Annotated in this window: 23 protein-coding genes; 5 read left to right on the top strand and 18 right to left on the bottom strand. The window is 65.7% G+C overall.

Going from position 1 to position 24,712, the window contains the following annotated elements; translation table 11 throughout:
* Nucleotides 1-47: 47 nt before the first annotated feature.
* From ACSX1D_RS04840 to gtfA, 6 genes are all read right to left on the bottom strand, one after another.
* Nucleotides 48-758: a TetR/AcrR family transcriptional regulator gene (locus ACSX1D_RS04840; protein ID WP_439862268.1), complete on the bottom strand. Its 711-nt coding sequence runs from the start codon at nt 756-758 to the stop codon at nt 48-50.
* 115 nt (nt 759-873) lie between these two features.
* Nucleotides 874-2,385 (bottom strand): lysine--tRNA ligase, encoded by a 1,512-nt coding sequence (gene lysS, locus ACSX1D_RS04835; RefSeq protein ID WP_439861213.1) that lies wholly within the window; start codon nt 2,383-2,385, stop codon nt 874-876.
* A gap of 136 nt (nt 2,386-2,521) precedes the next feature.
* Nucleotides 2,522-3,617, bottom strand: a protein-coding gene (prfB, locus tag ACSX1D_RS04830) for a peptide chain release factor 2 (protein ID WP_439861212.1) whose coding sequence is annotated in 2 segments (ribosomal slippage) — nt 2,522-3,544 and nt 3,546-3,617 — 1,095 coding nt in all. Because the reading frame shifts where the segments join, the coding sequence is not laid out codon by codon here.
* A gap of 501 nt (nt 3,618-4,118) precedes the next feature.
* Nucleotides 4,119-5,849 (bottom strand): single-stranded-DNA-specific exonuclease RecJ, encoded by a 1,731-nt coding sequence (gene recJ, locus ACSX1D_RS04825; protein ID WP_439861211.1) that lies wholly within the window; start codon nt 5,847-5,849, stop codon nt 4,119-4,121.
* 115 nt (nt 5,850-5,964) lie between these two features.
* Nucleotides 5,965-6,504, bottom strand: coding sequence for a YaeQ family protein (locus ACSX1D_RS04820; protein ID WP_208708708.1), 540 nt, complete (start codon nt 6,502-6,504; stop codon nt 5,965-5,967).
* A gap of 109 nt (nt 6,505-6,613) precedes the next feature.
* Nucleotides 6,614-8,056 carry a sucrose phosphorylase gene (gene gtfA, locus ACSX1D_RS04815; protein WP_439861210.1) on the bottom strand — a complete coding sequence of 481 codons (1,443 nt, stop codon included), beginning with the start codon at nt 8,054-8,056 and terminating at the stop codon, nt 6,614-6,616.
* Between the two features lie 278 nt (nt 8,057-8,334).
* Here gtfA and ACSX1D_RS04810 point away from each other — a divergent pair, with 278 nt between their 5' ends.
* Together ACSX1D_RS04810 and ACSX1D_RS04805 are read left to right on the top strand one after the other, a co-directional pair.
* A complete protein-coding gene (locus ACSX1D_RS04810; protein ID WP_439861209.1) occupies nt 8,335-9,531 on the top strand; it encodes a CaiB/BaiF CoA transferase family protein in 1,197 nt (398 codons plus the stop codon).
* Nucleotides 9,532-9,551: 20 nt separating this feature from the next.
* The gene (locus ACSX1D_RS04805) at nt 9,552-9,815 is read left to right on the top strand and encodes a hypothetical protein (RefSeq protein WP_439861208.1); all 264 of its coding nucleotides are present in this window, start codon (nt 9,552-9,554) and stop codon (nt 9,813-9,815) included.
* A 17-nt stretch (nt 9,816-9,832) separates the two neighbouring features.
* On the opposite strand, the gene ACSX1D_RS04800 is transcribed toward ACSX1D_RS04805, so the two are convergent.
* The 5 genes from ACSX1D_RS04800 to xerD all read right to left on the bottom strand — a co-directional run bounded on the left by ACSX1D_RS04800 (nt 9,833) and on the right by xerD (nt 14,780).
* Nucleotides 9,833-10,096 carry a 50S ribosomal protein L7/L12 gene (locus ACSX1D_RS04800; protein WP_208708695.1) on the bottom strand — a complete coding sequence of 88 codons (264 nt, stop codon included), beginning with the start codon at nt 10,094-10,096 and terminating at the stop codon, nt 9,833-9,835.
* A gap of 132 nt (nt 10,097-10,228) precedes the next feature.
* Nucleotides 10,229-11,638, bottom strand: coding sequence for a threonine synthase (thrC, locus tag ACSX1D_RS04795; protein ID WP_439861207.1), 1,410 nt, complete (start codon nt 11,636-11,638; stop codon nt 10,229-10,231).
* A gap of 11 nt (nt 11,639-11,649) precedes the next feature.
* Nucleotides 11,650-12,954: a homoserine dehydrogenase gene (locus tag ACSX1D_RS04790; RefSeq protein ID WP_439861206.1), complete on the bottom strand. Its 1,305-nt coding sequence runs from the start codon at nt 12,952-12,954 to the stop codon at nt 11,650-11,652.
* Between the two features lie 112 nt (nt 12,955-13,066).
* On the bottom strand, nt 13,067-13,792 hold the full coding sequence (locus ACSX1D_RS04785; RefSeq protein WP_439861205.1) for a disulfide isomerase DsbC N-terminal domain-containing protein: 726 nt from the start codon (nt 13,790-13,792) through the stop codon (nt 13,067-13,069).
* Between the two features lie 91 nt (nt 13,793-13,883).
* On the bottom strand, nt 13,884-14,780 hold the full coding sequence (gene xerD, locus ACSX1D_RS04780) for a site-specific tyrosine recombinase XerD (RefSeq protein WP_439861204.1): 897 nt from the start codon (nt 14,778-14,780) through the stop codon (nt 13,884-13,886).
* A gap of 86 nt (nt 14,781-14,866) precedes the next feature.
* On the opposite strand from xerD, the gene ACSX1D_RS04775 reads away from it, so the two are divergent.
* Entirely contained in the window at nt 14,867-16,708 is a 1,842-nt protein-coding gene (locus tag ACSX1D_RS04775; protein WP_439861203.1) for a cation:proton antiporter, read from the top strand.
* Nucleotides 16,709-17,040: 332 nt separating this feature from the next.
* On the opposite strand, the gene rplS is transcribed toward ACSX1D_RS04775, so the two are convergent.
* The 5 genes from rplS to ffh form a co-directional block, all read right to left on the bottom strand.
* Entirely contained in the window at nt 17,041-17,391 is a 351-nt protein-coding gene (rplS, locus tag ACSX1D_RS04770; RefSeq protein ID WP_208708689.1) for a 50S ribosomal protein L19, read from the bottom strand.
* 42 nt (nt 17,392-17,433) lie between these two features.
* Nucleotides 17,434-18,186 carry a tRNA (guanosine(37)-N1)-methyltransferase TrmD gene (trmD, locus tag ACSX1D_RS04765; RefSeq protein WP_439861202.1) on the bottom strand — a complete coding sequence of 251 codons (753 nt, stop codon included), beginning with the start codon at nt 18,184-18,186 and terminating at the stop codon, nt 17,434-17,436.
* A gap of 5 nt (nt 18,187-18,191) precedes the next feature.
* The gene (gene rimM, locus ACSX1D_RS04760) at nt 18,192-18,719 is read right to left on the bottom strand and encodes a ribosome maturation factor RimM (RefSeq protein WP_439862267.1); all 528 of its coding nucleotides are present in this window, start codon (nt 18,717-18,719) and stop codon (nt 18,192-18,194) included.
* 18 nt (nt 18,720-18,737) lie between these two features.
* Entirely contained in the window at nt 18,738-18,989 is a 252-nt protein-coding gene (gene rpsP, locus ACSX1D_RS04755) for a 30S ribosomal protein S16 (RefSeq protein WP_208708687.1), read from the bottom strand.
* 195 nt (nt 18,990-19,184) lie between these two features.
* Nucleotides 19,185-20,561, bottom strand: a complete 1,377-nt coding sequence (gene ffh, locus ACSX1D_RS04750) for a signal recognition particle protein (RefSeq protein WP_439861201.1) — start codon at nt 20,559-20,561, stop codon at nt 19,185-19,187.
* A 157-nt stretch (nt 20,562-20,718) separates the two neighbouring features.
* Here ffh and ACSX1D_RS04745 point away from each other — a divergent pair, with 157 nt between their 5' ends.
* Nucleotides 20,719-21,519, top strand: a complete 801-nt coding sequence (locus tag ACSX1D_RS04745) for a cytochrome C assembly family protein (RefSeq protein WP_439861200.1) — start codon at nt 20,719-20,721, stop codon at nt 21,517-21,519.
* Between the two features lie 10 nt (nt 21,520-21,529).
* Nucleotides 21,530-22,816, top strand: coding sequence for an HlyC/CorC family transporter (locus tag ACSX1D_RS04740; RefSeq protein ID WP_439861199.1), 1,287 nt, complete (start codon nt 21,530-21,532; stop codon nt 22,814-22,816).
* Here the strand turns inward: ACSX1D_RS04740 and ACSX1D_RS04735 are convergent.
* Nucleotides 22,785-23,525: an SGNH/GDSL hydrolase family protein gene (locus ACSX1D_RS04735; RefSeq protein WP_439861198.1), complete on the bottom strand. Its 741-nt coding sequence runs from the start codon at nt 23,523-23,525 to the stop codon at nt 22,785-22,787. The two genes, ACSX1D_RS04740 and ACSX1D_RS04735, sit on opposite strands and share 32 nt — an antisense overlap.
* The gene (gene purT / locus ACSX1D_RS04730; protein ID WP_439861197.1) at nt 23,525-24,706 is read right to left on the bottom strand and encodes a formate-dependent phosphoribosylglycinamide formyltransferase; all 1,182 of its coding nucleotides are present in this window, start codon (nt 24,704-24,706) and stop codon (nt 23,525-23,527) included. Before purT ends, ACSX1D_RS04735 begins: the two co-directional genes overlap by 1 nt.
* Between the last annotated feature and the right edge of the window lie 6 nt (nt 24,707-24,712).

Below are 24,712 nucleotides of genomic sequence, written 5' to 3'. Positions count from 1 at the left end.
ACAGCCGCTTGCCCCGGGCCCACCTCGGCGTGGCGTGGCCCTGGCGCTCAGAGGCCCAGCACCAGGTGCATATAGCGCTTGAGGGTGGCCAGCATGCCCTGGTTGTCCAGGTGCTCGACGCCGTCGAGCAGGCCCTGGTACTCCATGCGCAGGATGATCGCGTTCAGCAGCCGGGCATCCTGCTCCGGCTGCTGCGAGCCCAGCACCTCGAAGAACTGGATGACGCCCTGGGCGAGGATCTGCGCGTGGGCACTCACCAGCCCGTGCAGCCGCGGGTTGAGCAGGGCCTCCTGCTGGAACGCCTGCTCGGCCAGCAGGTGATCGCGGCGGTTGACCAATTGATAGCGCACGTACTCCACGGCGAGCCGGGCAATCTCATCGGCCAGCTGGCGCCGCGCCTCGCGGGTACCGTCGAGCTGGCCGACCAACTCCTGCAACACGCCCTCGGTGCTGCTCCAGAACTTGGCCATGTAGGCGGCGCTGCGCTCGACGAACTGGGCGAAGGTGTCGGTGATCAGGTCGTTGATGTCTTTGAAATAGTAGGTGGTGGCCGACAGCGGCACCCCGGCCTCGGCAGCCACCGCACGATGGCGCACCGCCCGCACGCCCTCGCGCACGATAATGCGCATGGCGGCGTCGAGAATCGCCTGGCGGCGCTGTTCGCTGCCGCGCCGACTGGCCTTGCGCCCCAGGTACTGGACACTCTCGGCGACGGCGGTGGCCACGCGGGTGGCGTTTTCTTGAGCAGGCGTAAGAATCACGGTGGAACAATCCTCTAGCGCGAACGAACTGACTTCAGGTACTGCCTCTAGCCCGCAGGATAGGCCATGGTCCGCTCACAAAAAAGCCGCCCTAAGGCGGCTTGCATCCCCGTCAGGCCTGTGGGCGCATGTGCGGGAAGAGGATCACGTCGCGGATCGACGGCGCGTCGGTGAGCAGCATGACCAGGCGGTCGATACCGATGCCTTCGCCGGCGGTGGGCGGCATGCCGTACTCCAGGGCGCGGACGAAGTCGGCGTCGTAGTGCATGGCCTCGTCGTCACCGGCATCCTTGTCGGCCACCTGGGCCATGAAGCGCTCGGCCTGGTCCTCGGCATCGTTCAGCTCGGAGTAGGCGTTGGCGATTTCGCGGCCGCCAATGAACAACTCGAAGCGGTCGGTAACGCTCGGGTCCTGGTCGTTGCGCCGGGCCAGCGGCGACACCTCGAAGGGGTACTTGGTGATGAAGGTCGGCTGCTCCAGCTTGTGCTCGACCAACTCCTCGAAAATCATCACCTGCAGCTTGCCCAGCCCCTCGAAGCCCAGCACCTTGGCGCCGGCCTGCTTGGCGATGGCGCGGGCCTTGTCGACGTCCATCAGGTCGGCGGCGCTGATCTCCGGGTTGAACTTGAGGATCGAGTCGAACACCGACAGGCGGGCGAAGGGCTCGCCGAAATGGAACACCTTGCCCTGGTAGGGCACGTCGGTGCTGCCGAGCACCAGCTGGGCCAGCTCGCGGAACAGCTCCTCGGTCAGGTCCATGTTGTCTTCGTAGTCGGCGTAGGCCTGGTAGAACTCGAGCATGGTGAACTCGGGGTTGTGCCGGGTCGACACACCCTCGTTGCGGAAGTTGCGGTTGATCTCGAAGACCCGCTCGAAGCCGCCGACCACCAGGCGCTTGAGGTACAGCTCCGGGGCGATGCGCAGGAACATCTGCATGTCCAGGGCGTTGTGGTGGGTCTCGAACGGCTTGGCCGCGGCGCCGCCGGGAATGGTCTGCAGCATCGGCGTTTCCACTTCGAGGAAGTCGCGCTGCATCAGGAAGTTGCGGATATGGGCGATCACCTGGGAGCGCACGCGGAAGCTGTGGCGCACCTCCTCATTGACCATCAGGTCGACGTAGCGCTGGCGATAGCGCAGCTCGGTGTCGGTCAGGCCGTGGTGTTTGTCCGGCAGCGGGCGCAGCGACTTGGTCAGCAGGCGCACGTCGGTCATCTCGACGTACAGGTCGCCCTTGCCGGAGCGGGCCAGGGTGCCCACGCAGCCGATGATGTCGCCCAGGTCCCAGTGCTTGATGGCTTCCAGGGTCTCGGCCGGCAGGGTCTTGCGGTTGACGTAGACCTGGATGCGCCCGCTCATGTCCTGGATCACCATGAAGGCGCCGCGGTTGAGCATGATGCGCCCGGCGACCTTGACCGGAATGGCGGCCTCGGCCAGCTCTTCCTTGGTCGCGTCGACGTACTGTTTCTGCAGGTCCGCGCAGTAGCTGTCGCGGCGGAAGTCATTGGGGAAGGGATTGCCCTGCTGACGCGCTGCGGCAAGCTTTTCCTTGCGCTGGGCAATCAGCTTGTTTTCTTCCTGCTGCAGTTCTTGGTGGTCGTGCTGGTCGAGTTGTTGGTCGCTCATGATCGCTTGGTTCCGTAACTGGTTCGGCCCCTCTTCCCAGCGGAAAGAGGGTCGGGGTGAGGGGGCGGGCCGGAAACGCCAGGCGCCGGCCCCTCACCCCCGTCCTCCCCGGCTAAGGGGGAGGCAGTAAAAAGCCTTACAGGCCCTGTTTCAGGCTGGCCTCGATGAACTCATCGAGATCGCCGTCGAGCACCGCATCGCAGTTGCTGTTCTCGATGCCGGTGCGCAGGTCCTTGATCCGCGACTGGTCGAGTACATAGGAGCGAATTTGGTGGCCCCAGCCGATATCCGACTTGGAGTCTTCCAGGGCCTGGGAGGCGGCGTTGCGTTTCTGCATCTCCTGCTCGTACAACTTGGCCCGCAGCATCTTCATGGCGGTGTCCTTGTTGGCGTGCTGGGAGCGCTCGTTCTGGCAGCTGACCACGGTGTTGGTCGGCACGTGGGTGATTCGCACCGCCGAGTCGGTGGTGTTGACGTGCTGACCACCGGCGCCGGAGGAGCGGTAGGTGTCGATGCGCAGGTCGGCCGGGTTGATCTCGATCTCGATGTTGTCGTCGATCTCCGGGGAGACGAACACCGCGGTGAACGAGGTGTGACGACGGTTGCCGGAGTCGAACGGGCTCTTGCGCACCAGGCGGTGCACGCCGATCTCGGTGCGCAGCCAGCCGAAGGCGTACTCGCCCTTGATATGCACAGTGGCGCCCTTGATCCCCGCCACTTCGCCGGCGGACAGCTCCATGATGGTGGCGTCGAAACCGCGCTTGTCGGCCCAGCGCAGGTACATGCGCAGCAGCATGTTGGCCCAGTCCTGGGCCTCGGTGCCACCGGAGCCGGCCTGGATGTCCAGGTAGGCGTTGTTCGGGTCCATCTCGCCGCTGAACATGCGGCGGAACTCGAGTTTCTCAAGAATGCCGCGCAGGCGTTCGACCTCGGCGGCGACATCGTCGACGGCGCCCTGGTCGCCTTCCTCGGCGGCCATTTCCAGCAGGTCGCGGGAGTCGGCCAGGCTGCCGCCCAGGTCATCGAGGGTCTCGACGATCAGGGCCAGGGAGGCACGCTCACGCCCCAGGTTCTGGGCGTACTCGGGGTTGTTCCAGACGTTCGGGTCTTCCAGCTCGCGGTTTACTTCGACCAGACGATCATGCTTGTGATCGTAGTCAAAGATACCCCCGAATAGTCTGGGTGCGCTCGGACAGGTCCTTGATGCTGTTAAGGATCGGGTTGATTTCCATGGCTGGCGGCACTCGCAGGTGAAACTTTCGGAAAAGCCGGCGAGTATACCCGACTCGGCCGGCGCCTGGCAGCACGACGACCACCCTGTTTTGCCGCGATGCGGACCGACGGCGCAGCAAAATCCAAGGCCAGCGCCGCTAGAGCCTGGAGCGCTGGCCGCACGGCGGGCACTACCTGACCGGCCTGAGCCTCCGCCAGGGCGGGCCTGGGCTGGACCGTGGTCGCCCCCATGCCGGTGGACGAGGCCTAGGCCCCGGCCCATGAACTGCAACACAGCATTACTGCTCTGGGGCTGCGCCATCTGGACTCGGGGCCAAAGGGCAATCGAACAGGCTCTGGAGTTGGCCGACAAGGCCCTGTACCGCGCCAAGCGCGCGGGCAAGAACTGCGCCGAGTTCCACTGGCCGGCGTCATGGGAGGCTAACGTCTCAGCGCCTGCTGCGGCCCCGCACGGGACGCAGATCGCGCCGTCCTGAGACCAAAACGGCGAACGCCCCGCCTCAGCGCGGGGCGATATGCGCGACAATCAGCTGCACGCTTTCCTGGCCGCGGTACTCGTTGACGTCCAGCTTGTAGGCCAGCTCGACCCAGCGCACCGTGGGATTGGGCCACACTTCGCGGTCGACGTTGAAGGCGATGCCGTCCAGGGTCTGGCCGCCACACTCGGTCTTGAGCACCAGCTTGAGGTGCTTCTCGCCGACCACCCGCTGCTGCACGATCTGGAAGATGCCGTGGAACAGTGGCTCCGGGAAGTGCTGGCCCCAGGGCCCGGCATTGCGCAGCGCCCGGGCCAGCTCCAGGTGGAACTCCTCCACCGCCAGGCTGCCATCGGAGAGCAGGCGTCCGGTCAGGTCATCCTCCACCAGTTGGCGCCGCACCTCGGCATCGAAGGCCGCGGCGAAGGCGCCGAAATGCTCCTGCGGCAGGGACAGGCCGGCGGCCATGGCATGCCCGCCGAACTTGCTGATCAGCCCCGGATGCCTGGCCGCCACCGCATCCAGCGCATCACGGATATGGAAGCCCGGCACCGAACGCGCCGAGCCCTTGAGCACGCCCTCGCCGGCGTCGGCGAAGGCGATGGTCGGCCGGTGGTAACGCTCCTTCAGGCGCGAGGCGAGGATGCCGATCACCCCCTGGTGCCAGTCCGGCTCGAACAGGCACAGGCCGAACGGCAGGTCCTCGAGCGCCAGTTCCTTGAGCTGGGCCAGAGCCTCGCGCTGCATGCCCTGCTCGATCGCCTTGCGGTCCTGGTTGAGCTGATCGAGCTGCTGGGCCATGTCGCGGGCCAGCGCCTCGTCCTCGCAGAGCAGGCACTCGATGCCCAGGCTCATGTCGTCCAGGCGCCCGGCGGCATTCAGGCGTGGGCCGAGGATGAAGCCCAGGTCGGTGGAGGTGATCCGCCGATGGTCGCGGCCGGCCACCTCGAGAATCGCCCGCAGCCCCGGACGGGCACGGCCGGCACGGATGCGCGCCAGGCCCTGATGGACGAGGATGCGGTTGTTGGCGTCCAGCGGCACCACGTCGGCGACGCTGCCCAGGGCCACCAGGTCGAGCAGCTCGGCCAGGTTCGGTTCGGCCGGACGCGGCTCCGCCACGCCGGCCCGGGCGAACCAGTCCAGCTCGCGCAGGCGCGCGCGCAGGGCCAGCAGCACGTAGAACATCACCCCGACCCCGGCCATGGCCTTGCTGGGGAAGGCGCAGCCCGGCTGGTTGGGATTGACGATGGCGTCGGCCGCCGGCAACTCGGCCCCGGGCAGGTGATGATCGGTGACCAGCACCTTGAGCCCGGCGGCCTTGGCCGCCGCCACGCCCTCGACGCTGGAGATGCCGTTGTCCACGGTGATCAACAGCTGCGGCCGGCGCTCCAGGGCCACGGCGACGATCTCCGGGGTCAGGCCGTAGCCGTACTCGAAGCGGTTGGGTACCAGGTAGTCGACTTGGGCAGCGCCGAGCAGGCGCAGGCCCAGCACCCCGACCGTACTGGCCGTGGCGCCGTCGGCATCGAAGTCACCGACGATCAGCAGGCGCTGGCGTTGCTCCAGAGCCTGCACCAGCAACTCGACCGCCGCCTCGATGCCCTTGAGCTGCTGGTACGGAAGCAACCGCGCCAGGCCCTTGTCCAGCTCGGCCGCCGACTGCACGCCACGGGCGGCATACAGGCGGGTCAGCAACGGCGGCAGTTCGCCCAGGTCGGGCAGGGTTTCAGGCAGCGGGCGGGGTTCGATACGCATCGGATTTCCAGACTCTGTTCTTCACTAGCGGATAGGGGCCGCAGGGTGGAATGCGCGAAGGGTTTTCCACCACAAGCCGGAGGAGGCAGATCGCTGAACCACCCGGCGCAAGCGCTCAGCGTTCGCCGACCAGCCACTCCAGGGGAATCTCGTGCTGGCCGCGCTCGTCGGTGACGAACAGCTCACCGTCGCTGATCATCACGCTCCAGCTCAGCGCCCGCGGCATGTCCAGGGCCAGGCTGGCCAGGGCTTCCTGGCCCACCGCCACGACGTTGATGTTCTTCAGGCTGCGCACCGGATCGAGTTCCTTGGTCTGCCACACCCGCAGGTTGCCATAGGCCACCAGACTGAACTTTTCGGTACGCCGCGAGCACCAGGTGATGCGCTCGCTGTCCGGCTGGCCGACCTCGATCCAGTGCAGCACGCGATCATCCAGGCTCTTCTCCCACAGCGCCGGCTCGTCGACATCCGACAGGCCGCGGCCGAAGGCCAGCTGCTCGTGGTAGAACAGCACGTAGGCGATCAGCCGGGCGGCCAGGCGCTCCTCGGTTTCCGAGGGGTGGCGGGCGACGGTGAAACGCAGGCTCTCGTAGACGCTGCGATCGATGTCGGTGAGGTTCAGGTCGATCTTGTAGGTGGTGGACGGCAGGGCCATGGGCGGGCTTCTTGGCTGGGCGAAAAGGCCGCAAGTCTAACCCGAAACGGCCGCCGCCGGATCGCCGGATCGCCGGACCGTCGAAGCGTCGAAGCGTCGAAGCGTCGGGTCAGCAGCGCATCTGCCGCTCGCTGCCGTCCTCGGGGTCGCGGTAATGGATGATTGCCTGACTGGTGCTCAGCTCGACCTGCAGCCGGCAGTAATGCTCGCCGTGACGCCAGGCCATGGCCAGGCTGCTGTCGCTGGACTGGATCAGCTCGAAGCGGCCGGCGAAGGCCGGGTGCTGGCAACGCAAGCGCATCAACCTCAGCAGGCGCTGCACCACAGGCTGCTGCAGGGCCGCCTGCGCTTCGTCGAGGCTGTAGAAGTGGCGATTGACGTCACGCGCCTCGCCGCTGGCCTCGGCCAGCTCGAAATCGTTGCAGCCGGCCAGCAGGCCGACGTAGTAGACCTGGGGGATGCCGGGGGTAAAGAACTGGATGGCCCGCGCGGCGATATAGGCCTCCTCGTTGCGCATCAACGCCTCGAAGAAGGTGCAGGTCAGCTGATAGATGGCCCCCACGCTGTGCACGTTGACCGCCGAGCGACGCATGATCGGATCGGCGCTGCGGGTCGAGACCTCGTCGACCAGGTAGCGGATCTCCGCCTCGGGCAGCACGCCCTCGACATCGGGAATGCAGATGCCGTCGTGGGTATCGAGCACCGTGAGCTGGTTGCGCGGGCACATGCGCAACCACTGCTTGAGGTAGCGACTGTTGCCGGCGAGAAAGGCATGCAGCACCAGCGGCGGCAGGGCGAAGGCATAGGGCCGCATGTTGCGCCGCGAGATGGCGTACTGGTAGCTGATGTGATCGTGCACCTCGGGGAGCATCTCGGCACCGTACTTCGCCCCGGTTTCGCGGAACCACTCGAGAATCCCGTAGACCTCCGGCTCCACCAGAAAGCAGCTGCTGCCGATGCGTTTGGTGGTGTAGCCGAAGGCATCCAGGCGGAACAGCTTGACCCCGCGCGCGGCGAGGAAGGCCATGTACTCCTCCATCAGCCGATAGGTCTGCGGCGACTCGTAGTTCAGGTCGATCTGCTGCTCGGTGAAGGTGCACCAGAGCCGGCATTGCGTGCCATCGGCCAGCCGCACCTGGCGAAAGGGCTCCTTTTCCCGGCGGATATGGATCTTCGCCAGGTCCTCCAGGCTGATCTCGCCCAGCTTGTCGACCTGGACGAACAGCTCGGCATGGGGGGAGTCCTGGCCGCGAGCGAGGAAGTCGAGGAACTGCGGCGACTCATCGGCGATATGGCTGATGATCAGGTCGACGCACAGATCGAAGCGCGCGGAAATGCGTTCGACATCGGCCCACTCGCCATAGCGCGGATCGACCTCCATGTGGGTCAGGGGCGAGAAACCGCCATCGGCGTTGGACGGATACAGCGGCAGCAGATGCACCCCGCCCAGGGCATCGCCCAGGTGTTGATCGAGCAGCTGGTAGAGTTCGCCGAGGTTGCGACCAAGACGGTCGGGATAGGTGATCAGTTGGACAGCGTTGCGCAGCGGCATGCGTACTCCTGATGGGCTGAATGAATTGCGAAGGAATTGCCCCCTGCCCTCGTGTAGGTGAAACACCCCCGGTGCGTCAAGCCAGGGCGGCCGCAGGAGGGACCAGCATCGCCGCGCGAATTGCCCCCCTATCGCCCTGCAGGACACAGCCGCCAATGCCTGTGGCGCTGCAGGCCTGTCCCGGGACGGGACATCGATTTTTTCTCGTCCGGCGCGTGCCCCAGGCCCCGTGCAATCGAATAGGCTAGGCGCGACGCACCATCCACACGGAGTCATGCATGAATCCCAGCAAACCCCTCGCCGGCCTCAAGGTCATCGAACTCGGCAGCCTGATCGCCGGCCCCTTCGCCGCGCGCATCTGCGCCGAATTCGGCGCCGAGGTGATCAAGGTCGAGTCACCGGACGGCGGCGACCCGCTGCGCAAGTGGCGCAAGCTGTACGAGGGCACCTCGCTGTGGTGGTTCGTGCAGGCACGCAACAAGCGCTCGATCACTCTCAACCTCAAGCACGAAGAGGGCCGCGAGGTACTGCTGAAGCTGCTCGCCGAGGCCGACATCCTGATCGAGAACTTCCGCCCCGGGGTCCTGGAGAAGCTCGGCCTGGGCTGGGAGGTGCTGCATGCACTCAACCCCGGACTGGTGATGGTGCGCCTGTCCGGCTTCGGCCAGAGCGGCCCGCTGAAGGACCAGCCGGGCTTCGGCGCGGTGGGCGAGTCCATGGGCGGACTGCGCTACATCACCGGCTTCGAGGACCGCCCGCCGGTGCGCACGGGCATCAGCATCGGCGACTCGATCGCCGCCCTCTGGGGGGTGATCGGCGCACTCATGGCCCTGCGCCATCGCGAGGTCAACTGCGGTCAGGGCCAAGTGGTGGATGTGGCGCTGTACGAGGCGGTGTTCGCCATGATGGAGAGCATGGTGCCGGAGTTTGACGTGTTCGGCTTCATCCGCGAGCGCAGCGGCAACATCATGCCGGGCATCACCCCCTCCTCCATCCATACCAGCGCCGACGGCAGGCATGTGCAGATCGGCGCCAACGGCGACGCCATCTTCAAGCGTTTCATGCGCGCCATCGGCCGCCACGACCTGGCCGACGACCCGCAACTGGCCAGCAACGACGGCCGCGACGCTCGCCGCGACGAGCTCTACGGGGTGATCGACCGCTGGGTCGGCTCACTGCCGCTGGACGAGGTGCTGACCACCCTGGGTCGGGCCGAGGTGCCGGCCAGTCGCATCTTCAGCGCCGAAGACATGTTCACCGACCCGCAGTTCCTGGCCCGCGAGATGTTCCTCAGCGCCAGGCTGCCGGACGGCAAGCCGTTCAAGATGCCCGGCATCGTGCCCAAGCTGTCGGACACCCCGGGCTCTGCCGAGTGGATAGGCCCCAAGCTCGGCGAGCACACCGAGGCCCTGCTCGCTGAACTAGGCTATGAGCAAGAGCAGGTCGCCGAGCTTCGGCGCAGCGGCGTCATCTGAAGGCGACCGGGAGGCATGCGATGCAGCAGGCCGAAGAGCAACTGCCGCCTGACGTGCTCCGGGCCCTGCAAGCCGGTCACCGCGTGAGGGCCATCGGATTGCTGCGCGCCCACTCGGCCATCGGCGCCAAGGAGGCCGAAGCGCGCATCGACCGCTACCTGGAGGAGAACCCACCGATCCCCCTGCGCGGCCCCGGCATCGTGGCCTCCAGCAGGCTCAATGCCTTGGTGTGGGTCGCGCTGATCGTGCTGATGGGCCTGGCGTACCTGCTGCTGGCCAGCTGAGGGGCGAAATCGAAGCGCTAAAGGCGATTGCTGAACAGCAGCAGAAGCACGCCCAGCAGCAGGCTCAGCAACACCCAGAAGCGCAGTCCATGCCGATGGCTGCTCGCGGGCCGAGCCGCAAGCAACTCCGGATGGGCATGCAGGTAAGCGTCCACCACCGCCTTGGCCTGCCGCAGCTCCAGCCCACGACTTTCGCGCAGCACCTTGATCGCCTCGACCTTGTGCCCCTGCTGCAACGCCGCCATCACCTGGGGCGGCAATTCATCGCGCTGCTCATTCATGGCCTGCCTCGCGCCGCCACGCCTGTAACACTCTGAGCCTAGCCGGCCACGGCTGACAGCGCTGCCCGCAGAAACGCGAAAGCCCGCTGCCGCCAGGGGCGACAACGGGCTTCGCGCATGCTCAGGAGGCGCTTACAGCGGCTTGCCGCGATTACCGTGGGCCGTCACGAAGCCCTGCACGGTCTTCAGATCATTGGCCAGCACGGTGCAACGCTCTTCACGCTCGAACAGGTCGGCCAGGTGCGGCGGCAACTGTGGCGACTGGCCGATACCGGCCTTCTCCACCGCTTCCGGGAATTTCACCGGGTGGGCGGTACCCAGGATCACCATGGGCACGGCCAGGCTGCGCCGGCATTCGCGCGCCGCGCGCACGCCGATGGCGGTGTGCGGATCGAGCAACTCGCCGCACTCCTTGAACACCTCGGCGATGGTCTCGCAGGTGGCCCGGTCGTCCACGGCCAGGGAGTCGAACAGCTTGCGCGCCTCGGTCCAGCGGTCCTCCTCGACGCTGAAACCGCCACCCTGCTTGAAGTTGGCCATCAGCTCGGCGATCGCCGCGCCGTTGCGTCCGTGCAGGTCGAACAGCAGCCGCTCGAAGTTCGACGAGACCATGATGTCCATGGACGGCGACAGGGTCGGGTGCAGGGTGTCCTTGACGTACTGATTGCCACTCATGAAGCGGTGCAGGATGTCGTTGCGGTTGGTCGCGACGATCAGCTGGCTGATCGGCAGGCCCATGTTGCGCGCCAGGTAGCCGGCGAAGATGTCGCCGAAGTTGCCGGTGGGCACCGAGAAGGCCACCGAACGGGCCGGGCCGCCGAGCTGCAGGGCCGCGTGGAAGTAGTAGACGATCTGGGCCATGATCCGCGCCCAGTTGATCGAATTCACCGCCACCAGGCGCGTGCCCTTGAGGAAGCTCTGGTCGGCGAAGCTGTCCTTGACCATCTCCTGGCAGTCGTCGAAGTTGCCTTCCACGGCGATGTTGTGGATGTTGTCACCGAGGATGGTGGTCATCTGCCGGCGCTGCACCTCCGACACCCGCTGGTGCGGATGGAGGATGAAGATGTCGACGTTGTCGCAGCGACGACAGCCCTCGATGGCCGCCGAGCCGGTGTCGCCGGAGGTGGCGCCCATGATCACCACGCGCTCGCCGCGCTTTTCCAGCACGTGATCGAGCAGGCGGCCGAGCAGCTGCAGGGCGAAGTCCTTGAACGCCAGGGTCGGGCCGTGGAACAGCTCGAGCACCCACTCGTTGCCGTTCAGCTGGCGCAGCGGCGCCACGGCGTTGTGGGCGAACGCGCCGTAGGTTTCCTCGAGGATCTTCTTGAAGTCGCCGTCACTGATGCTGCCGGTCACGAACGGGCGCATCACCCGGAAGGCCAGCTCGTGGTAGGGCAGGCCGGCCCAGGAGGCGATCTCCTCCTGGGTGAAGCGCGGCAGGTTCTCCGGCACGTAGAGGCCGCCGTCGCTGGCCAGACCGGCCAGCAGCACGTCTTCGAAATTCAGGGCCGGTGCCTGGCCGCGGGTACTGATATAACGCATGACTCTGTTCCTCAGACCAGTTGCTCGACACGGATGCGCACGACGCTGCCGACCACGTCGTCCAGCGCCTCCAGGGCGGCGATGGCCCCATTGATGCGCGCCTCGACCACCCGGTGGGTGACCAGGATCATCGGCACCAGGCCGTCATGCTCCTCGACTTCCTTCTGCATGATCGACTCGATGTTGATGCCGCGCTCGGACAGGATGCTCGCCACCTGGGCCAGCACGCCCGGATGGTCCTTGGCCTGGATGCGCAGGTAATAGGCACTCTCGCACGACTCGATCGCCAGGATCGGGTGATCGGACAGCGAATCCGGCTGGAACGCCAGGTGCGGCACGCGGTTGGTCGGGTCGGTGGTCAGGGCGCGCACCACGTCGACCAGGTCGGCCACCACCGAGGAAGCGGTGGGCTCCATGCCGGCGCCGGCGCCGTAGAACAAGGTGCTGCCAGCGGCATCGCCGTTGACCATCACCGCGTTCATCACGCCGTTGACGTTGGCGATCAAGCGGTCGGCCGGGATCAGGGTCGGGTGCACGCGCAGCTCGATGCCGGCGTCGGTGCTGCGCGCCACGCCCAGGTGCTTGATGCGGTAGCCCAGGGCCTCGGCGTAGTTGACGTCGGCCGTGGTCAGCCTGGTGATGCCCTCGGTGTAGGCCTTGTCGAACTGCAGCGGGATGCCGAAGGCGATGGAGGCGAGGATGGTCAGCTTGTGCGCCGCGTCGATGCCTTCGACGTCGAAGGTCGGATCGGCTTCGGCATAGCCGAGGGCCTGGGCTTCCTTGAGCACGTCCTCGAAGGCGCGACCTTTCTCACGCATCTCGCTGAGGATGAAGTTGCCAGTGCCGTTGATGATCCCGGCCAGCCAGTTGATGCGGTTGCCGGCCAGGCCCTCGCGGATCGCCTTGATCACCGGAATGCCGCCGGCCACGGCCGCCTCGAAGGCGACGATCACGCCCTTCTCGCGGGCCTTGGCGAAGATTTCGTTGCCATGCACGGCGATCAGCGCCTTGTTCGCGGTGACCACATGCTTGCCGTTGTCGATGGCCTTGAGCACCAGGTCGCGTGCCAGGGTATAGCCGCCGATCAGCTCGATGACGATCTCGATCTCGGGATTGTCGACCAGCTCGAAGACATCCTGGGTAATCGCAATACCGGTAATGTCGCACTGCGGGTTCTGCGAACGCAGCGCAATCTGCGCCACTTCGATGCCACGCCCGGCACGACGCGCGATTTCCTCGGCGTTGCGCGTGAGCACGTTGAAGGTACCGCCACCGACGGTGCCCAACCCACAGATGCCTACTTTGACCGGTTTCACACTGAACTCCCCATCTGCACTGCGTAAAACGGCCGGAGCAAGCTCCGGCCGTGGAAAATGAGCCGCACCTTACGAAGCGGCCGATTATTAGTCAATCGAGTCGAGCCCGCGGCTACTTGGCCTCCAGGGCCTGCTGGGCCAGCTGTGGCGCCGGTTGATAACCGGGAATCAGCTTGCCGTTGGCCAGGACGATCGCCGGCGTACCGTTGACCCCGATCATCTGCCCCAGGGCGTACTGCTGGGCGACCGGGTTGTCGCACTGCGCCTCGGGCACGTCTTTGCGGGCCTTGGCCAGATCCATTGCCGCCAGACGATCCTGGGCGCACCAGACGCTGACCAGTTCCTGGTAGGCCGGGCTCTGCAAGCCCTGACGCGGGAAGGCGACATAACGCACCTCGACGCCGAGACGGTTGAGCTCGGGCACCTCGCTGTGCAGCTTCTGGCAGTAGCCACAATCGGTATCGGTGAACACGGTGATGTGGGTCTTGGCCTGTTTGGCCGGGAACACCACCATTTCCTCGGCGGCGATGCCATTGACCTGCTTGGCGATGGCACGACTCTCTTCTTGCTCGGTCAGGTTGATCGCCTGGCCGTCCTTGAACTGGTAGAGGTAACCCTGCAGGAGGAACTGGCCGTCGGCGCTGGCATACAGCTGGCGTCCGCCCTTGAGCTGGACCTGATAGAGACCCGGCATCGGACTCTCGGCGATCGCCTCAATCGGCATGTCGGGCTGGATCGACAGCAGGCTCTGACGGATTGCCTGATCGGGATCTGCGGCCAGGGCAAAGGTGCTGGCCAGGGCGACAGCCAGGGCCGCAGAGATGCGGGTCAAACGCATGGAAACTCCTGTCGAACGAGGGACTAACGAAGATTGGCACAGCCTACCATAGAAGCCGGCAATGACAGACCGCGGCAGCCGGACGGCCATCTCAGCCCCGCGGATGGTGCTGGGCGTGCAACTCCTGCAGGCGCGCACGGGCGATATGGGTATAGATCTGCGTGGTCGACAGGTCGCTGTGCCCCAGCAGCATCTGCACCACACGCAAATCCGCGCCATGGTTGAGCAGATGGGTGGCGAAGGCATGGCGCAGGGTGTGCGGCGACAGCGCCGAGGAAATCCCTGCGACCCGCGCCTGCAGCTTGATGCGGTGCCAGAAGGTCTGCCGGGTCATCTGCTCGCCGCGCAGGCTGGGAAACAGCACGACGCTGGGCTTGCCGTCGAGCAGCAGCGGACGCGCCTCCTTGCTGTAGCGCTCGATCCAGGCGATGGCCTCCTCCCCAAGCGGCACCAGGCGCTCCTTGCTGCCCTTGCCGAAGACCCGCAGCACACCCTGACGCAGGTTGACCTGCTCCAGGGTCAGACCGACCAGCTCGCTGACCCGCAGGCCGCAGGCATAGAGCACCTCGAGCATGGCCCGATCGCGTAGGCCGAGCGGCTCGCCCAGGTCCGGGGCCGCCAGCAGCGCCTCGACATCGGCTTCTGAGAGCGACTTGGGCAGCGGACGACCGAGCTGGGGCAGGTCGACCTGCAGGGTCGGATCGAGCGCGATCAGGCCCTCGCGCAACAGGTAGCGATAGAGACCGCGGGCAGCCGAGAGGAAGCGCGCGGTGGAGCGCGCCTTGTAGCCTTCATTCAGGCGCCAGGCCAGGTGGTCGAGAATCGCCTCGCGCCCGGCGCGCTCGAGCAGCAGGCCGCGCTCAACGAGCCAGCCGTTGAAATGCGCCAGGTCACTGCGATAGGCCGCACGGGTATGCGCTGACAGGCCCTTTTCCAGCCACAGGGCATCGAGGAAGCGGTCGATCAGGGGATGGTCTATGGCAGGCATGCGGGACTATGGCGGCATCTTAAAGCGGGTTAGTCTTTCACAGCCTGGCCAAGTACGGCCAGCGCCCCGCATTCCAAGGACATCCGATGAACGAACAGCAAATCCTCTTCGCCTTCGCCACCATAGGCGCTTCCGCCCTCGCCTGCCAGTGGCTGGCCTGGCGCCTGCGCCTGCCGGCGATCCTGTTCCTGCTTATCTGCGGGATTCTCGCCGGGCCGGTACTCGGCTGGCTCGATCCACAGGCGCTGTTCGGCTCGCTGTTGTTCCCCATGGTGTCGATGGCCGTCGCGCTGATCCTCTTCGAGGGCAGCCTGACCCTGCACCTGTCCGAATGGCGGGAGATCGGCAGCGTGGTCAAGCGCATGGTGACCGTCGGCGCCCTGGCCACCTGGGGCGTGATCGCCGTCGCCACCCACTACCTGCTCGGTTTCACCTGGGAGATGGCCCTGCTGTTCGGCACCCTAACCCTGGTCACCGGCCCGACGGTGATAGTGCCGATGCTGCGGGTGGTACGCCCGAAGGCCTCGGTGGCCAATATCCTGCGCTGGGAAGGCATCGTCATCGATCCGATCGGCGCCCTGCTGGCGGTCGTGGTGTTCAGCTTCATCATCGCCAGCGGCGAGGGCGAAGGCTGGAGCCAGAGCCTGACCACCTTCGCCGGGGTCATCCTCTGTGGCAGCCTGTTCGGCGTGGCGGGCGGCTGGGCCCTCGGCCAGGTGCTGCGCCGCCAGTGGCTGCCCGACTACCTGCACAACCTCGCCGTGCTGGCCACGGTGCTCGGGGTGTTCATCGCCTCCAACGAGGTGATGCACGAGTCCGGCCTGCTTGCGGTGACCCTGATGGGCATGTGGCTGGCCAATATGAAAGGCGTGGATGTCCGGCACATCCTGCACTTCAAGGAAAACCTCAGCGTGCTGCTGATTTCCGGCCTGTTCATCCTGCTCGCCGCGCGCCTGGACCTAAGCGCCCTGCTGGCGCTGGGCCCGGCGGTGCTGTTGCTGCTGGCGATCATCCAGTTCATCGCCCGCCCACTGAACGTCGCCCTGTCGACCTTCGGCTCCAGCCTGAGCTGGCGCGAGCGCGCCCTGCTCGCCTGGATATCCCCGCGCGGCATCGTCGCCGCGGCGGTTTCCGCGATCTTCGCCATCCGCCTGAGCGAAACCGGCCACGCCGGCGCCGAACTGCTGGTTCCGCTGACCTTCGCCGTGATCATCGGCACCGTGGTGCTGCAGAGCGCCACCGCGCGCCCCCTGGCGAGCCTGCTGAACGTCGCCGAGCCCGCCCCCAGCGGTTTCCTGATCATTGGCGCCAACCCGGTCGCACGAACCATCGGCAAGGCCCTGCAGCAGCTCGGTTGCCGCGTGCTGCTGACCGACTCGAGCTGGGAAAACATTCGCGCCGCCCGCATGGACAACCTGCCGACCTATTTCGGCAACCCGGCCTCCCAGCACGCCGAAGCCCACCTCGACCTGGTCGGCATCGGCCACCTGCTGGCGCTGTCCCCGGCCGGCGAGTTGAACACCCTGGCGAGCATGCGCTTTCGCCACGACTTCGGGCACACCCGACTGTTCAGCCTGGCCAGTGGCCAGGAAAGCCGGCGCAGCGACAAGCACCGCGCCAGTGACGAGCACCGTGGCCGCCCCCTGGGCAGCCAGCCACTGACCTACCCCCAGGCAGCCAGCCGCCTGGCCAAGGATGCCGAGCTGTACAGCACGACCCTGACCGACGCTTTCAGCTGGGAGGACTACCAGGCCCTGCATGGTGCGCGAGCCACACTGCTGTTCGCCCGCGACCGCGAAGGCTGGGTGCACGTGGTCACGCCCCAGAGCACTATGCACCCGCAAGCCGGCTGGATCCTGGTGGCCCTGATAGAGCCCCAGACCACCGATACCGCGAAGGCCAAGCAGGAAAGCCTGCAGGCCTCCTAAACGAACCCGTACATCGGACTACCGAGCGCCGCCACCCAGGCGGCGCTCGGCTCGGCGCCTCCGGGGCAAGACCTGCGCTGGCAGCCTCTACCGGCGATAGCGACATTCCAGGCCACGGCGGCCTTCACGCCCACGCGACCGACGTCAAGCTTATTCTGCGCCCCAGACATCCACCCGGACTCCAGGAAAATGATCGAGCGCGTGAAGTCGACGGCCCCGGCTGCCCCGGGACTCGCCCAGGCGCACGGCGACAAGATGCGGCAGAACAGGAGCCAACTCCAGAAACAAAAAAAGCAGCCCGAGGGCTGCTTTTTTCTGCAGGGAAGCGCGCCTTAGGCGAGCTTCTCCTTGATGCGTGCGGCCTTACCGGACAGGTCACGCAGGTAGTACAGCTTGGCCTTGCGCACATCGCCGCGACGCTTGACAGCCAGGCTGTCGACCAGCGGGCTGTAGGTCTGGAAGGTACGCTCAACGCCAACGCCGTTGGAGATCTTGCGCACGGTGAACGCGCTGTTCAGACCACGGTTACGCTTGGCGATCACCACGCCTTCGAAGGCTTGCAGACGCTGACGGTCGCCTTCCTTCACCTTGACCTGAACGACCACGGTGTCGCCCGGGGCGAAGGTCGGGATCTCTTTGGTCATCTGCTCAGCTTCGATCTGCTGAATGATTTTGTTGGTCATGCTGCGCTCCTAAGACAGGCCGTCGGGCCGGTCATCGATACGTTAACTATCGTCCCGCTGGCGGATGAATTCCTCCAGCAGCTTCTTCTCTTCTCCAGAAAGCGAGCGGCTATCCAGAAGATCGGCACGGCGTTCCCAGGTCCGACCAAGGGACTGCTGCAAACGCCAGCGCCGGATGTGTTCGTGGTTGCCACTAAGCAACACTTCGGGAACACGTTTATCCGCATACACCTCCGGGCGGGTGTAGTGCGGGCAGTCGAGCAGGCCATCCGTAAAGGAATCCTCCTCGGCCGAGTCCGCATGACCTAGTGCACCAGGCAATAGGCGCGTTACCGCATCGATCAGCACCATGGCCGGCAGCTCACCGCCGGACAGGACATAATCCCCGATCGACCATTCCTCATCGACATGCGCCTCGATAAAGCGCTCGTCGATGCCTTCGTAGCGGCCGGCGATGAGGATCAGCGCCTCCTCGTTCACCAGCTCGCGTACCGCTGACTGGGTCAGCTGACGACCTTGCGGCGACAGGTAGATCACCTTCGCCTGACCACCTGCGGCCTGCTTGGCATCGAGCAAAGCATCCTCAAGCGGCTTGATCTTCATCACCATGCCGGGACCGCCACCGAAAGGCCGGTCATCCACGGTGTGATGACGGTCTGTCGCGTAGCTGCGCGGGTTCCAACAGGTCAGCTGCAACAGCCCCTGCTTCACCGCACGGCTGGTAATGCCGTAATCGCCGATGGCGGCAAACATCTCCGGGAACAGCGTAATGACTTCAACGCGCAAGCTCGGCATGACGCTTAGAAGTCCGCATCCCAGTCAACCCGCATTTCGCCGGCAGCCAGATCGATCGACAGCACGCATTGCTCGGTATAGGGCAACAGGCGCTCGCGCTCGTCCAGACTGTCGATGCAGGGCTTGACCACCATTACATCGTTGGCGCCAGTCTCAAACAGGTGATCGATCTTGCCAAGCAGCTGCCCAGCCTGATCTATGACCCTGAGACCTTCCAACTGATACCAGTAGAACTCGCCATCGCTGAGTTCCGGCAGCTCGCTGCGGGGCACGCAAATTTCGAAACCGGCGAAGGTACGAGCCACTTCGCGATCATCGAGTCCCTTGAGCTTTGCCACCAGGACCTTGCCCTGCAAGCGCCCACTGGCCAATTCGACCTGCTTTACCTCGTTGTCACGCCTGAGCGTCCAACGGCGGTATTCGAGCACGTTATCCACGGGATCAGTAAAGGAGTACACCTTCACCTCACCCCGCACGCCATGCACCGAGACAATCTTGCCGAGTACAACCAGGTCCTCGGCGGGCGCCGGCATCGTGCTCATAAGGAGTGCTTAGGCAGCAGCCTTGGCAGCTTCCTTGAGCAGCTGAGCAACACGCTCAGACGGCTGTGCGCCCTGGCTCAGCCAGTAGCTGACACGCTCCTGATTCACGGACAGCTTCACTTCGGCACCCGAGGCAACCGGGTTGAAGAAACCGACGCGCTCAACGAAGCGACCATCGCGCGCATTGCGGCTGTTGGTCACGGTCAGGTGGTAGAAAGGGCGCTTTTTGGAGCCGCCACGGGCAAGACGGATGGTTACCATTGAACTTCGTTCCTGTAGTCGGTGCTGCAAAACTGAAATGCACGCATAGGGCACTAGGCCCGAAAGGCCGCATATTCTAAGGATTATCCGGCCTTTTGCAAATCTCTTTTTCCGGCCGCCGGTCGGTGCCGGCGACAAGCCCCGGGGCGCGGGGCGCACAGCGGCCGCGCCACCGCGCCCGAGGCCAGGCCGGGATCAAATCTTCGGCAGGCCGCCGCCGGGGAACATGCCACCCATGCCGCGCATCATCTTGGCCATGCCGCCCTTGGCGGTGAACTTCTTCATCATCTTCTGCATCTGCTTGTGCTGCTTGATCAGCCGGCCGATATCCTGCACCTGGGTGCCGGAGCCCATGGCGATACGGCGTTTGCGCGAACCGCTGATGATCTCCGGGTCGCGGCGCTCGGCAGGCGTCATCGAATTAATGATCGCCTCCATCTGCTTGAACTGTTTCTCGGCCGCGCCCTGGGCATTGCCCATCTGCGCCAGGTTGACGCCGCCCATCTGCGGCAGCTTGTCCATCAGACCGCCGAGACCGCCCATGTTCTTCATCTGCTGAAGTTGGTCGCGAAAGTCTTCCAGATCGAAGCCCTTGCCCTTCTTCAGCTTCTTGGTCAGCTTCTCGGCCTTCTCGCGGTCGAGGGTCTGTTCGGCCTGCTCGATCAGGCTGAGCACGTCGCCCATGCCGAGGATGCGCGAGGCGATCCGCTCCGGATGGAAGGGCTCGAGCGCCTCGCTCTTCTCCCCCATGCCGATGAACTTGATCGGCTTGCCGGTGACGTGGCGCACCGACAGCGCCGCACCGCCGCGGGCATCGCCATCGACCTTGGTCAGTACCACGCCGGTCAGCGGCAGCGCATCAGCAAAGGCCTTGGCGGTATTGGCCGCATCCTGGCCGGTCATGGCATCGACCACGAACAGCGTCTCGGCAGGCTTGATCGCCCCGTGCAACACCTGGATCTCGGCCATCATCTCGGCATCGATGGCCAGGCGACCGGCGGTATCGACTATCACCACATCGATGAACTTGAGCTTGGCCTCCTTGATTGCCGCCTCGGCGATCGCCACCGGCTTCTGGGTGATATCCGAGGGAAAGAAGGTCACGCCGATATCGGCGGCCAGGGTCTCCAGCTGCTTGATCGCCGCCGGCCGGTAGACGTCCGCGGAAACCACCAGCACGCTCTTCTTCTTACGCTCCCTGAGAAAGCGCGCGAGCTTGCCCACCGTGGTGGTCTTGCCCGCGCCCTGCAGGCCGGCCATCAGCACCACCGCCGGCGGCGCGACATTCAGCGCCAGGTCTTCGTTGGCCGCGCCCATCAGGCTTTCCAGCTCGGCGCGGACGATCTTCACGAACGCCTGGCCCGGCGTCAGGCTCTTCGACACCTCGGTGCCGACCGCCCGCTCCTTGACCTTGTTGACGAAGTCCTTGACCACCGGCAGGGCGACGTCGGCCTCGAGCAGGGCCATGCGCACTTCGCGCAGGGTGTCTTTGATGTTGTCCTCGGTCAGCTTGGCTTTGCCAGTGACGTTTCGCAGGGTCTGCGAGAGGCGGTCGGTAAGATTTTCGAACATGCGCGTTCCTTTCAGGTTCTGCGGAACCGAGGCTGAGCTTGCGGCAGGCGGCGGATTATAGCGGAGACTCCAGGGCACCGACACCGCCAGCGGTCTTTCGTGGGGCGCCGGTTGTATGCCACACTCAGCGCCTTTCGGGCCTGCCTAACAAGGATTTATGCACCCTCTGCTGCCCAGCCTCGCAGCCGCCTGCCTGTACGCCGGCGCCACTGCCTACCAAAGCTTTCGACTCAGCCGGCGCAGCGCGCCGGACAAACGCCTGCTGACCCTGCTCGGCGTCCTCGCCCTGCTCTTTCATGGGGCCAGCCTGTTCGTGCAGATGAACCATGCGGCCGGCCTAGCGCTGGACTTCTTCAACGCCGCCAGCCTGATCGCCTTCGCGGTGATCCTGCTCAGCCTGCTGGCCTGCGTGCGCATGCCGGTGGAGAACCTGCTGCTGCTGCTGTACCCGCTGGGTTGTCTGACCGTGCTGCTCGCCCAGCTCATGCCCAACGGCACCCTGCGACCGCTCAACGAGAGCCCAGGCATCCTCGCCCATATCTTGCTGTCGATCATCGCCTACGGCATTCTCACCATCGCCGCCTTCCAGTCGCTGCTGTTGCTGCTGCAGGATCACCAGCTAAAGCACAAGCATCCGTCCGGACTGATCAAGAGCTTCCCGCCACTGCAGACCATGGAAAGCCTGCTGTTCGGCTTCCTCTGGGCCGGCTGGGCACTGCTGTCGCTGTCACTGCTGTCCGGCGCGCTGTTTCTCGACGACCTGTTCGCCCAACACCTGGCGCACAAGACCATACTCTCCAGCTTCGCCTGGGTGGTCTTCGCCGTGCTGCTGTGGGGACGCCATCAGCTCGGCTGGCGCGGACACAAGGCCATCCGTTGGACCCTGGCGGGCTTTTGCCTGCTGATGCTGGCGTATTTCGGCAGCAAACTGGTCCGCGAATTCATCCTGCATATCTAGGCCCCTCTCCGTGGACAACGTACACCCCGGTTTCCTGCTCGGTCTGCTGATCTTCCTGCTGGCCTGTTCGGCCTTCTTCTCCAGCTCGGAGACCGGCATCCTCAGCCTCAATCGCTACCGCCTGCGCCACCTGGCGAAGGAGGGGCATCGCGGCGCCAAGCGGGTCAGCGACCTGCTGAGCCGCCCGGATCGGCTGCTCGGCACCATCCTGATCGGCAACAACTTCGTCAACATCCTCGCCTCGGCCATCGCCACCGTGCTGGCCATCCAGCTGTGGGGCGAAGCGGGAATCGCCATCGCCACCATCGGCCTGACCATCGCATTGCTGATTTTCGGCGAGATCACCCCGAAGACCCTGGCCGCCCTGCACCCGGAGCGGGTCGCCTATCCGTTCAGCCTGCCGCTGCTGCTGCTGCTCAAGCTGCTCTACCCGCTGGTGGTGCTGCTCAGCTGGATCAGCAACGGCCTGCTGCGCCTGCTCGGCGTCGACCCCGCGAGCAAGAGCAGCGACAGCCTGACCACCGAGGAACTGCGCAGCGTGGTGCGCGAGTCCGGCCACGAGCTGCCGAAGAACCGCCAGAGCATGCTGCTGGGCATCCTCGACCTGGAGAAGGTCACGGTGAACGACATCATGATCCCGCGCCACGAGGTGGTCGGCATCGATCTGGAAGACGACCTCGAGACCATCATCGCCCAGCTGCGCACCACCCCGCACACCCGCCTGCCGGTGTTCCGCGAGGACATCAACCAGATCGAGGGCGTGGTGCACATGCGCCAGATCGCCCGCCTGCTCAGCCACGACCAGCTGACCAAGGAGGCCCTGCTCGGCGCCTGCAACGAGCCCTACTTCGTGCCGGAAAGCACGCCGCTGTCGACCCAGCTGTTCAACTTCCAGAAGCACAAGCGACGCATCGGCATAGTGGTCGACGAGTATGGCGACGTGATCGGCATCGTCACCCTGGAGGACATCCTCGAAGAGATAGTCGGCGACTTCAACAACCAGGACAGCCTGCGCAGCCCGGACATCCACCCCCAGGAAGACGGCACCCAGGTGATAGACGGCGCCGCCTATATCCGCGAGGTGAACAAGGCCCTCGACTGGCACCTGCCCTGCGACGGCCCCAAGACCCTCAACGGCCTGATCACCGAGGCGCTGGAAAGCATTCCCGAAAGCACGGTATGCCTGAAAATCGGCCCCTACCGCCTGGAAATCCTGCAATCCTCGGAGAACCGCGTGAAGAGCGTGCGAGTCTGGCAGGCCAGCACTACGCCTCAGCCGGAGTCCCTGGAAGAGTAAGGCGCTCGGCCAGCCCCCGCGCCCACAGCCGATAGCCCAGCGCGGACGGATGGTAGCCATCCAGCGTGAGGTATTGCGGAGAGAACGGCAGGCTCACCGAACAGTAGTCAGCCTCCACCAGCCGCGCCACCCGGCGCAGGCGCGCATCCAGCAACGCCGCCCGCGCACCGAGCAACGCCCGCAGCAGCCAGGGCAAGGCACGAAAGTGCTGCAAGGGCGGCACCGCACTGAAGGCCACCCGCGCACCATGTGAGCGGAACGCCTCGGCCATCCCCCCAAGCGCCCGCTGCCAACGCCCCATCGAGGTCAGCCCGGTGCTGTCGTTGACCCCGAAGACCAGCAGCACCAGCTCCGGCGAGTCCGCGAGCGCCTGCGGCAGCAGGCGCTCGCGGGCCTGCGCCGCGGTAATGCCATTTTCGCCGCAGGCGCGCCAGACGACCGGCCGCCCATGGCGCTCGCACAGGGCCTGCGCCAGGCAGCCGACCAGGGCATGCCGCAGGCAACTGACGCCGACCCCGGCCACCGTCGACTCACCGAGCACCAGCAGGCGCAAGGGCTGCGCGGGCAAATCGGCGCCCATCACCCCGTGCGTCGGTCCCGCCGCCGGCGCCAAGCGCAACGCCTGGCGACGGGTATGCAGGGCCAGCGGCACGAGCAGCGGCAGCGCCGGCACCAGCAGCAGCCACCACCCCAGTTCGCGCCAACCCATCACAGCTCGATGCTGACCGCCCGGGCCGCGCGCGCCGCCTTGTCGCGGGCCGCCTGCAACGACTCGTCGCGAGCCAAGAGCACGCCCATGCGGCGCTGCCCCCTGACCTCGGGCTTGCCGAACAGGCGCAAGGCGGTGTCCGGCTCGGCCAGGGCCATGCCGAGATTGCCGAAGCGCACCTGCTGCGACTCGCCTTCGGCCAGCACCACCGCCGAAGCCGAGGGCCCCAGCTGGCGGATCAGCGGTATCGGCAAGCCGAGGATGGCCCGCGCATGCAGGGCGAACTCGGACAGATCCTGGGAGATCAGGGTTACCAGACCCGTGTCGTGGGGCCGCGGGGAAATCTCGCAGAACCACACCTGGTCGCCCTTGACGAACAGCTCGACGCCGAACAGCCCGCGCCCACCCAGCGCGGCGGTTACCGCCAGGGCGATGCGTTCGGCCTCGGCCTGGGCCTTGGCGCTCATCGGCTGCGGCTGCCAAGACTCCTGGTAATCGCCCTTGACCTGGCGATGACCGACCGGCGCGCAGAAGGTGGTGCCGCCGACGTGACGCACGGTAAGCAGGGCGATTTCGTAGTCGAAGTCGACGAAGCCCTCGACTATCACCCGGCCTTTGCCGGCCCGTCCGCCCGCCTGGGCGTAGTCCCAGGCCGCCGGCAAATCGTCGATGCTCCTGAGCAGCGACTGGCCCTTGCCCGAGGAACTCATGATCGGTTTGATCAGACAGGGAAAGCCAAGCGCCTGCACAGCCTCACAGCATTGCTCGAGGGAATCGGCGAACTGGTAGGGCGAGGTCGGCAGTCCCAGTTCTTCGGCCGCCAGGCGGCGGATACCCTCGCGATTCATGGTCAACTGCGCGGCCCGCGCGCTGGGTATCACCGTATAGCCTTCGGCTTCCAGCTCGACCAGGGTCGCCGTGGCGATTGCCTCGATCTCCGGGACAATGTAGTGCGGCCGCTCCAGCTCGATCACCGCACGCAGCGCCGCACCGTCGAGCATATCCAGGACATGGCTGCGATGGGCCACCTGCATGGCCGGGGCGTTGGCGTAGCGATCCACGGCGATCACCTCGACGCCCAGGCGCTGCAACTCGATCACCACTTCCTTGGCCAATTCGCCAGCGCCACAGAGCAGGACGCGGGTCGCACTCGGCGACAGCGGGGTTCCGATACGGGGCATAACTCA

This window comes from Pseudomonas sp. MBLB4136 (assembly GCF_051904765.1).
Taxonomy (GTDB): Bacteria; Pseudomonadota; Gammaproteobacteria; order Pseudomonadales; family Pseudomonadaceae; genus Aquipseudomonas.
Note: the sequence above shows the minus strand (reverse complement) of the source record. Positions and strands in the feature narration are given on the sequence as shown.

Bases quoted from the DNA above. Each gene is read 5' to 3' on its own strand.
- lysS (WP_439861213.1), bottom strand. From the start codon at position 2,385: ATGAGCGACCAACAACTCGACCAGCACGACCACCAAGAACTGCAGCAG.
- recJ (WP_439861211.1), bottom strand. From the start codon at position 5,849: ATGCGTATCGAACCCCGCCCGCTGCCTGAAACCCTGCCCGACCTGGGC.
- ACSX1D_RS04820 (WP_208708708.1), bottom strand. From the start codon at position 6,504: ATGGCCCTGCCGTCCACCACCTACAAGATCGACCTGAACCTCACCGAC.
- gtfA (WP_439861210.1), bottom strand. From the start codon at position 8,056: ATGCCGCTGCGCAACGCTGTCCAACTGATCACCTATCCCGACCGTCTT.
- ACSX1D_RS04810 (WP_439861209.1), top strand. From the start codon at position 8,335: ATGAATCCCAGCAAACCCCTCGCCGGCCTCAAGGTCATCGAACTCGGC.
- ACSX1D_RS04805 (WP_439861208.1), top strand. From the start codon at position 9,552: ATGCAGCAGGCCGAAGAGCAACTGCCGCCTGACGTGCTCCGGGCCCTG.
- ACSX1D_RS04800 (WP_208708695.1), bottom strand. From the start codon at position 10,096: ATGAATGAGCAGCGCGATGAATTGCCGCCCCAGGTGATGGCGGCGTTG.
- thrC (WP_439861207.1), bottom strand. From the start codon at position 11,638: ATGCGTTATATCAGTACCCGCGGCCAGGCACCGGCCCTGAATTTCGAA.
- ACSX1D_RS04785 (WP_439861205.1), bottom strand. From the start codon at position 13,792: ATGCGTTTGACCCGCATCTCTGCGGCCCTGGCTGTCGCCCTGGCCAGC.
- xerD (WP_439861204.1), bottom strand. From the start codon at position 14,780: ATGCCTGCCATAGACCATCCCCTGATCGACCGCTTCCTCGATGCCCTG.
- ACSX1D_RS04775 (WP_439861203.1), top strand. From the start codon at position 14,867: ATGAACGAACAGCAAATCCTCTTCGCCTTCGCCACCATAGGCGCTTCC.
- rplS (WP_208708689.1), bottom strand. From the start codon at position 17,391: ATGACCAACAAAATCATTCAGCAGATCGAAGCTGAGCAGATGACCAAA.
- trmD (WP_439861202.1), bottom strand. From the start codon at position 18,186: ATGCCGAGCTTGCGCGTTGAAGTCATTACGCTGTTCCCGGAGATGTTT.
- rimM (WP_439862267.1), bottom strand. From the start codon at position 18,719: ATGCCGGCGCCCGCCGAGGACCTGGTTGTACTCGGCAAGATTGTCTCG.
- rpsP (WP_208708687.1), bottom strand. From the start codon at position 18,989: ATGGTAACCATCCGTCTTGCCCGTGGCGGCTCCAAAAAGCGCCCTTTC.
- ffh (WP_439861201.1), bottom strand. From the start codon at position 20,561: ATGTTCGAAAATCTTACCGACCGCCTCTCGCAGACCCTGCGAAACGTC.
- ACSX1D_RS04745 (WP_439861200.1), top strand. From the start codon at position 20,719: ATGCACCCTCTGCTGCCCAGCCTCGCAGCCGCCTGCCTGTACGCCGGC.
- ACSX1D_RS04735 (WP_439861198.1), bottom strand. From the start codon at position 23,525: ATGGGTTGGCGCGAACTGGGGTGGTGGCTGCTGCTGGTGCCGGCGCTG.
- purT (WP_439861197.1), bottom strand. From the start codon at position 24,706: ATGCCCCGTATCGGAACCCCGCTGTCGCCGAGTGCGACCCGCGTCCTG.